The 6,377-nt window shown below is 74.3% G+C and carries 7 protein-coding genes and 1 pseudogene; 4 read left to right on the top strand and 4 right to left on the bottom strand.

Features of this window, described 5'->3' with window-relative positions:
* From MCAG_RS08365 to MCAG_RS08355, 3 genes are all read left to right on the top strand, one after another.
* Positions 1-904: class I tRNA ligase family protein (locus tag MCAG_RS08365; protein ID WP_157548447.1), on the top strand; the 904-nt coding region annotated here is incomplete at its 5' end.
* 53 nt (positions 905-957) lie between these two features.
* Positions 958-2,289 (top strand): folylpolyglutamate synthase/dihydrofolate synthase family protein, encoded by a 1,332-nt coding sequence (locus tag MCAG_RS08360; RefSeq protein ID WP_007072526.1) that lies wholly within the window; start codon positions 958-960, stop codon positions 2,287-2,289.
* Positions 2,286-2,771, top strand: coding sequence for a DUF4233 domain-containing protein (locus MCAG_RS08355; RefSeq protein ID WP_007072525.1), 486 nt, complete (start codon positions 2,286-2,288; stop codon positions 2,769-2,771). The genes MCAG_RS08360 and MCAG_RS08355 overlap by 4 nt, the downstream gene beginning before the upstream one ends.
* Before the next feature lie 98 nt (positions 2,772-2,869).
* Here the strand turns inward: MCAG_RS08355 and MCAG_RS08350 are convergent, their stop codons facing one another.
* A complete protein-coding gene (locus tag MCAG_RS08350; protein WP_007072524.1) occupies positions 2,870-4,201 on the bottom strand; it encodes a VOC family protein in 1,332 nt (443 codons plus the stop codon).
* 143 nt (positions 4,202-4,344) lie between these two features.
* Here MCAG_RS08350 and ndk point away from each other — a divergent pair, with 143 nt between their 5' ends.
* Positions 4,345-4,770, top strand: a complete 426-nt coding sequence (ndk, locus tag MCAG_RS08345; RefSeq protein ID WP_007072523.1) for a nucleoside-diphosphate kinase — start codon at positions 4,345-4,347, stop codon at positions 4,768-4,770.
* A gap of 46 nt (positions 4,771-4,816) precedes the next feature.
* Here ndk and MCAG_RS34585 read toward each other — a convergent pair whose 3' ends face one another.
* The 3 genes and pseudogenes from MCAG_RS34585 to MCAG_RS08335 all read right to left on the bottom strand — a co-directional run bounded on the left by MCAG_RS34585 (position 4,817) and on the right by MCAG_RS08335 (position 6,221).
* Positions 4,817-5,314, bottom strand: a complete 498-nt coding sequence (locus MCAG_RS34585) for a hypothetical protein (protein ID WP_232290111.1) — start codon at positions 5,312-5,314, stop codon at positions 4,817-4,819.
* Positions 5,315-5,535: 221 nt separating this feature from the next.
* Positions 5,536-5,649 (bottom strand): annotated as a pseudogene (locus MCAG_RS34580) (sigma factor); the annotation flags it as partial.
* 131 nt (positions 5,650-5,780) lie between these two features.
* Positions 5,781-6,221 carry a carboxymuconolactone decarboxylase family protein gene (locus tag MCAG_RS08335; protein ID WP_007072521.1) on the bottom strand — a complete coding sequence of 147 codons (441 nt, stop codon included), beginning with the start codon at positions 6,219-6,221 and terminating at the stop codon, positions 5,781-5,783.
* Between the last annotated feature and the right edge of the window lie 156 nt (positions 6,222-6,377).

Genomic DNA, 6,377 nt, shown 5'->3' with positions numbered 1-6,377 from the left:
GGGCTCCCGTAACTTCTGCAACAAGCTCTGGAACGCCACCCGCTTCGCGTTGATGAACGGCGCGCACGTCGACGGCCCGTTGCCGGCGGCCGAGCAGCTCTCCACCGTCGACCGGTGGATCCTGTCCCGGCTGGCGCACGTCACCGCCGAGGTGGACGAGCAGTTCGAGGCGTACGAGTTCGCGAAGGTCTGCGATCTGCTGTACCACTTCGCGTGGGACGACGTCTGCGACTGGTACGTGGAGCTGAGCAAGCCGGTGCTCGCCGAGGGCGGCCCCGGGGCCGACGCCACCCGCCGGGTGCTCGGGCACGTGCTCGACCAGCTGCTGCGGCTGCTGCACCCGGTGATCCCGTTCGTCACCGAGGAGCTGTGGACCGCGCTCACCGGCGGGGAGACGGTCATGACGGCCGCCTGGCCGGTCGCCGACCGTACCGGGATCGACGACGCCGCGGAGGGCGAGGTCGGCACCGTCCAGCGGGTGGTGACCGAGATCCGGCGCTTCCGGTCCGACCAGGGCCTGCGGCCCACCCAGCGGGTGGTCGCGCGGCTCGACGGCCTGACCGGTGCGGGCATCGCCGGTCACGAGCGGCTGATCCGGTCGCTGGTCCGGCTCGACCCGCCCGGCGACGACTTCCAGGCCAGCGCCACCCTCGCCATGCCGGGCGAGGTGAGCGTCGCGCTGGACACCCGGGGGTCGATCGACGTGGCCGCCGAGCGGGCCCGGCTCGCCAAGGACCGCGCGGCGGCCGAGAAGGAGGCCGCCCAGGCCCGGGCGAAGCTGGACAATCCGGCGTTCGTCGGAAAGGCCCCGGAACCGGTGGTCGCCAAGATCCGGGACCGGCTGGCCACCGCCGAGGCCGACCTGGTCCGCATCGACGCCGCACTGGAGGCGCTCCCCTCGTGACTGACCGCACCGATAGCACCGACCGCACCGACCGCGCCCGTGGGGGCGGCGGCGTGGACCGCGGCGAGTTCGCCGCGGTCGACGCCGAGCTGGCCGGGCGCGGCTTCACCCGCGTGCACTTCGAGCTGGAGCGCATCGAGACGCTGCTCGACCTGCTCGGTAGCCCGCAGCGGGCGTACCCGTCGATCCACCTCACCGGGACCAACGGCAAGACCTCGACCGCCCGGATGATCGACTCGCTGCTGCGGGCGTTCGGCCTGCACACCGGCCGCTACACCAGCCCGCACCTGGACAGCGTCCGGGAGCGGATCAGCCTCGACGGGGAGCCGGTCGGCGAGGAACGCTTCGTGGCCACGTACCGCGAGGTGGCGCCGCTGGCCGAGCTGGTCGACCGGCGCTCCGCCGAGCCGCTGACGTACTTCGACATGACGACGGCGCTGGCGTTCGCGACGTTCGCCGACGCCCCGGTGGACGTCGCGGTGGTCGAGGTGGGGCTCGGCGGCGCGGAGGACGCCACGAACGTGATCCAGGCCGGGGTGGCGGTGCTCACCCCGATCGGACTCGACCACACCGAATGGCTGGGCGACACGCTCCAGGACATCGCCCTGCACAAGGCCGGGATCATCCACAAGGGAGCCACGGTCGTCTGCGCGGCGCAGGAGGAGGAGGCCGCCCGGCCGATCCTGGAGCGCTGCGCCGAGGTCGGCGCGACCGTCGCCCGCGAGGGGTCCGAGTTCGGCGTGCTGCGCCGGTCGGTCGCCGTCGGCGGCCAGGTGCTGAACATTCAGGGGCTCGGCGGGGTGTACGAGGAGGTGTTCATCCCGCTGCACGGCGCGCACCAGGCGCAGAACGCGGCGGTTGCGCTCGCCTCCGTGGAGGCGTTCCTCGGTGCGGGGGCGAATCGGCAGCTCGACGTCGAGACCGTACGGGAGGGCTTCGCCACCGTCAGGTCGCCCGGCCGGCTGGAGAAGGTGCGCACCGCCCCGACGGTCCTGCTCGACGGCGCGCACAACCCGCACGGCATGGCCGCCACGGTGACCGCGTTGCAGGAGGAGTTCGCGTTCAGCAAGCTTGTCGGCGTGCTCGCCGTCCTCGGCGACAAGGACGCGGCGGGTCTGCTGGAGTTGCTGGAGCCGGTCCTCGACTCCCTGGTGGTGACCAGCAACTCCTCGCCCCGGGCGATGCCCGCGGAGGAACTGGCCGCGCTGGCCCGGGAGGTCTTCGGGCCGGAGCGGGTGGAGGTGGCCGAGGAGATGCCCGACGCGATCGAGGCGGCGGTCGCCGAGGCCGAGTCCGACGTACCCGGTGAACTGGCCGGGGTCGGCGTGCTGATCACCGGGTCGGTGGTGACCGTGGCCGACGCCCGTCGGCTGTTCAAGCGATGACGCCCCCCGACGAGGGCCGCCCGGCCATCGAGGAGCGCCCATCGTCTCCGGCGGGCGGTGGCGCGGGCCCGGCGGACAGTGAAACGGGCTCGGTGGGCGGTGGCCCGGTGGGTGCCGGGCCCGGGGGTGCGCCGGGGCAGCGGCGCTCCGGGCTACGCAACCCCGAGGGGGCGGTACGGGGCCTGGGCGCGGGAACGCTCGGCCTGGAGGCGCTGGTGCTGCTGCTGGCGATCCAACCGATCCGGGTGGTCGGCGGCGAGCTCAGCGGCGCGGCGATCGGGGTGATCGTGGCGCTGGCCGTGGCGGCGGTGGTGCTCGCCGGGACGATGCGCCGCCCGTGGGCGTGGCACGCCGGCACCCTGCTCCAGGGGGCACTGATGCTCGCCGGGCTGCTGCACTGGTCGCTGCTGGCGCTGGGGATCATCTTCGCGCTGGTCTGGGGGTACGCCCTGCACGTGCGCCGGGTGATCCTCGGCCGCTGAGCCGTCCGGCCCCGTCGACCGTCCACGGCGGTGCGGCGGGTGTTAAGCGGGGCCCCCTGCTCTACCGAAAGCGTTAACAGGGGGCCCTTCCTTGCACCTCAGGCGTCGGCGCGGGTGCGCCACTGGGTGAGGGCCACGCCGTGGCCGTCCGGGTCGCGGAAGGCCGCCGCCCACACCTCCAGCTTGGTGCCCCGGTTGACCACCCGCGGGGCGTACGTGAAACGGACGCCGGAGTCGCGCATCCGCTCGTACGCGCCCTGGATGTCGTCGACCTCCAGGTTGACGTGGACGAGGCGGCGGCTCATGGGGGCCGCGCCGGCGACCTCGCGCAGCACCAGCCGAGTCGCCCCGGAGGCGAGCACGGCGTTGCCGGAGCCCCGGTCGACCTCGGTGAAGCCGAGGGTGTCCCGGTAGAACTCCAGCGAGCGGCCCAGGTCGGTGACCAGCAGCGTGATGCCGACCCCGCTGATCGGGGCGGCGGTGTCGGCGGGCCCGGCCTCCGGGTCGTAGCCGAAGATCGCCTCGTCCAGCTCGGCCTGGTCGAGGGGCGGCCCCGACCGGGTTCCCGGGTCGTCCAGCGGCACGTCGATCGGGTCGGCGGGCGGGCCCGCGTCGATCGTCTCCACCGGCACGGTCGGATCGAACCGCTCCTCGGCCGGGGTGCGGGGGGCCGGGGTGGCCCGGCGGAGCAACTGGCCGGTGGGCTCCACCAGCGTCCCCTCCAGCACGACCGGGCCGCCCGGGCGGTGGTGCACCACGACGGGCTCCCGGTCCTCCGGCAGCGGGCGGAGGTCGTCGTGCGCAGGGCCGAGTTCGTCGTGCGCAGGGCGGAGGCCGTCGCGCAGGGGGTCGGGTGCGGACGCCTCGCGCGGTTCGTCGTGGAAGTCGTCGTCCGGCGCGCGGTCGGCCCACGGCGGGGCCTCCTGCCCGATGAGCACCTCGTCGACGGGGTCGGCCATGGCGAACTCGGGCGGCAGGTCGGCGGTCGCCGCAGCGGTGGTCTCGGCGTGGGTGGGCACGTCGTCCCAGAGGACCCGGACGTGCCGCTGGTCGTCCAGGGCCACCCGGATCGGCAGGGCCTGGCCGATCGACGGCCACTTCGCCACCGGCACCCGCGGTTCGATGATCTTTTTGGACCGGGGCGGCATTCCGGGCGCGTCGATGACCAGTTGCAGCTCGCAACGGCCGAACGCGTACGCGGTGGGCGGCTCGGACGCGCTGTGCACGTGCCCGACGCCGATCACCCAGGTGCGACCGCCGCCGCGTACGGTGGCCAGTGCGATCGCCAGCACCACCAGCGCCACGCCCAGCGCCACGATCGCCCAGCTCGTCATGCCCAGCCCGAACAGGACCACGAAGGTCGCCACGGTGCCCAGCACCGCGGCGATGAGCTTGCGTACCGGCGCGATGGGTCGGTTCCCGTTCGCCACAGTGGACCTCCCAGGGGTCATGGGCCAGGCTAGGCCGGATCGGCGACCCAAGGAAAGAGCAGCCGCCGCGCCGGCGCCGGGACCGGGTCGCTAGGCTGACCGTACCCAGCCGAGCCGTCTTCCGCGCACAGGAGGAACCCAGCGTGTCCAGCAGCAGCCCGGACGAGCGCACCCTCGTCCTGATCAAGCCCGACGCGGTCCGCCGTGGGCTGGTCGGCGAGATCCTCTCCCGCTTCGAGCGCAAGGGCCTGCGGATCGACGCCATGGTGTCCCGGACGATGGACGGCGACTTCGCCGACCAGCACTACGCCGAGCACGTCGACAAGCCCTTCTACCCGCCGCTGAAGGGCTTCATGACCGGCGGCCCGCTGGTCGCCCTCGTGCTCGCCGGCGACCAGGTCATCGAGGTCGTGCGCGGGATGATCGGCAGCACCGACGGCCGCCGGGCGGCCGCAGGCACCATCCGTGGCGACCTCTCCCTGTCGAACCGGGAAAACCTGGTGCACGCCTCCGACTCGGTCGACAGCGCCAAGCGCGAGATCGCGCTCTGGTTCCCCGAGCTGGGCTGACGGGTTTCCCGACGACGCGGGCGGCGGGGCGGGGAGCCGCCCCGGCTCACCCCGCCAGCCGGGCGAGCTTCTCCGGGTTGCCGACCACGTACAGGCCGGTGATCCGGCCGCCGGCGGCAGCCGCGCTGAGCGCGTACCGTCGGCCGTCCGGCCAGTGGATGACTGCTCCCGGCCAGCCGTTGAGTTCGGCCGGGACCACCCGGGGCGGCTGGCGGCGGGACCCGTGGATGCCGGCGAAGAAGCGGGCGACCCGGTCCGCCCCGCGTACCGGGTTGCGGGCCGACCGGACGCGCCCGCCGCCGTCGGTCCACGCCGTGACGTCGGCGGCGACCAGGTCGGCCAGCCGCGCCAGGTCGCCGTCACGGGCGGCGGCGAGGAACGCGTCGAGCAGCCGCCGCTGCTCGGCCGGGTCCGCGGTGAAGCGGCGGCGATCCTCGGCGATCCGGTCCGTCGCCCGGTGGTGCAACTGCCGGCAGTCCGCCGCCGACCGGTCCAGGATCCCGGCGATCTCCACGAACGGCAGCGCGAACGCGGTGCGCAGCACGTAAACGGCGCGTTTTTTTTTTCGGTCAGCCGCTCCAGCAGGTGCAGCAGCGCGAGGGAGAGCGAGTCGCGCAGCTCCGCGTGCTCCAGCGGCCCGAACGGCGAGGGCGCGGTGGCCACCGGCTCGGGCAGCCACGGGCCGACGTACGTCTCCCGGGCGGCCTGCCGGGCGCGCAGCCGGTCGATCGCGAGCCGGGTGACCACCCGGGACAGGTAGCGGCGCGGCTCGGCCACGGCGGCCCGGTCGGTACCGAGCCACCGTAGGTACGCGTCCTGGAGCACGTCCTCGGCGTCGTGCAGGCTGCCGAGCAGCCGGTATGCCAGCCCGAGCAGCATCGGCCGGTGCGCGTCGAGCGCGTCGGCCGCCCGCGCCGCGTCGGCTGTTGTCGCCCCGGCCGACTCCGTCACCGCGGCCGGCGCGCGGCTGGGCCGGCACTCGGTCCCGGCCAGCCGCGCCCCCGCCGCCGTCACTCGTCCGTCGACGGGCGGCGCCGGGTGGCCGCCACGATTCGGTTCCACACGTTGATTGTGGCGATCGCGACCGTCAGGTCCGCGAGTTCCCTGTCCGACCAGACCTTCGCGGCGGAGTCCCACACGTCGTCGGGCACCCCGTGCTCGCCGAGGCGGGTGAGCGCGTCGGTGAGCGCGAGCGCGGTGCGTTCCCGCTCGTCGAAGAAGGGCGCCTCCCGCCAGGCGGCCACGGCGAACAGCCGGCGGCTGGACTCGCCGGCGGCGAGGGCGTCCCGGCTGTGCATGTCCACGCAGAAGGCGCAGCCGTTCAGCATGGACGTCCGGAGCTTCACCAGCTCCAGCACGGTGTGGTCGACGTTGTCCCGGGCGTAGCGCTCCAGCCCGAACACCGCCCGGTACGCGTCCGGCGCCACTGCCGCCAGGTCGATCCGGCTCATCGTGTCCTCCCGTCGTCGGGTGCCTGCACCTGACGACGGCCGGGCGGGGCCCGGATGTGACGGCTCGCGGTGTGACGCGCGTCATCCCGGCGGCGTGCGGGTGCCGGCGGGGCCCCGACTGGTCAGCCGGGCTTCCCCCGCCGGCCATCCGGGCCG

The organism is Micromonospora sp. ATCC 39149 (genome assembly GCF_000158815.1).
Lineage (GTDB): Bacteria > Actinomycetota > Actinomycetes > Mycobacteriales > Micromonosporaceae > Micromonospora.
The sequence above is the reverse complement of the archived record's forward strand: the minus strand, read 5'-3'. Positions and strand labels throughout refer to the sequence as shown.